We start from the raw sequence: 1,366 nt of genomic DNA on the forward strand, positions 1-1,366 counted from the left end.
GGCGTCCGGGGACCGGGCCGGGGCACACCGAGGCCGCGTGGAGCTGTGCCGGCTGGCCGGGCTGGCCCCTGTGGCCGCCATCGCCGAGCTCACGCACGACGACGGCACCATGATGCGGCTGCCCGCCCTGCGCGAGTTCGCGGACGAGTACGGCCTCGCCCTCGTCTCCATCGAGGACCTCGCCGCCTTCCTGGCCCGCCTGGACGACGTCCCCGCCGAGGCGACCCTGCCCACGGCGCACGGGCCGCTGACGATCGCCGTCCACCCGGATCCGGCCACCGGCGCGGAGCATGTCCTGCTCACCTCCCCGGGCCTGGACCCGGCCGCAGGCCCCGTCACCGTCCGGGTGCACTCCGAGTGCCTGACCGGCGACGTCCTCGGATCCCTGCGCTGCGACTGCGGTCCCCAGCTGCAGACCTCCCTGGAGGCCGCCGCCCATGACGGCGGTGCCGTGCTGTACCTGCGCGGCCACGAGGGCCGAGGCATCGGCCTGGCGAACAAGGTCCGGGCCTACCGGCTGCAGGAGCAGGGACTGGACACCGTGGACGCGAACCTCGCGCTCGGGCTGCCCGCGGAGGGACGTGACTTCCGGGCCGCCGCGCAGATCCTCGCCGACGCCGGCATCACCCGAGTCCGACTCGTCACCAACAACCCGGTCAAGCTCGCCGCGCTGCGTGAGGCCGGCCTGGACGTGGTCGAGCGTGTGCCCGCCCCTGCGCCGGAGAACGAGCACAACCGCGCCTACCTCGCCGTCAAGCGCGACCGCATGGGTCACCTGCCGGCGCACGGTGGACCCCTGACCCCCACCCCCACCCCCACCACCGGGACCGTCCCGTCCCCGAGCAAGGAGCACCACGCATGAGCGGAGCAGGAGCACCCACCTTCACCCACGACCGACATGCCGCCGCAGGCCTGCGCGTGGCGATCGTCGCCGCGCAGTGGCACGAGCAGATCATGGACGGCCTCGTCGGCGGCGCCCAGGCGGCCGCGGCGGACTTCGGGCTGGAGGCCGACCTGGTCCGCGTCCCCGGCACCGTCGAACTGACGGTGGCTGCCGCCCGCCTGGCGCAGACACACGACGTCGTGGTCGTCCTGGGCGTGGTGGTCCGCGGCGACACCCCGCACTTCGACTACGTCTGCTCCGCCGTCACCCAGGGCGTCACCGAGGTCTCCGTCCGCACGGGCGTGCCGGTCGGCTTCGGAAAAAAAAAAAAAAAAAAAACGTGCTCACCGTGGAAAAAAAAAAAAACACGGAGCAGCAGGCTTTTGATCGACCGCGCCCGGGTTCTGCCGGCTCCCGTTTTTTTTTTTTTTTTTTTTTTCGAGGACAAAGGGCCGGGGGGGGGGGGGGGCGAGGCGCTCGAGG

1 protein-coding gene and 1 pseudogene are annotated in these 1,366 nt (G+C 71.5%); both read left to right on the forward strand.

Features of this window, described 5'->3' with window-relative positions:
* Window positions 1–862 (forward strand): GTP cyclohydrolase II (gene ribA / locus AC2W7A_RS12480; protein WP_485991618.1); only part of this gene is annotated, 862 nt, incomplete at its 5' end.
* Window positions 859–1,301, forward strand: a pseudogene (gene ribH / locus AC2W7A_RS12485) (6,7-dimethyl-8-ribityllumazine synthase); the annotation flags it as partial. The gene ribA and the pseudogene ribH, both read left to right, overlap by 4 nt.
* Between the last annotated feature and the right edge of the window lie 65 nt (window positions 1,302–1,366).

The organism is Micrococcus sp. LASM2_SD2, assembly GCF_057364565.1.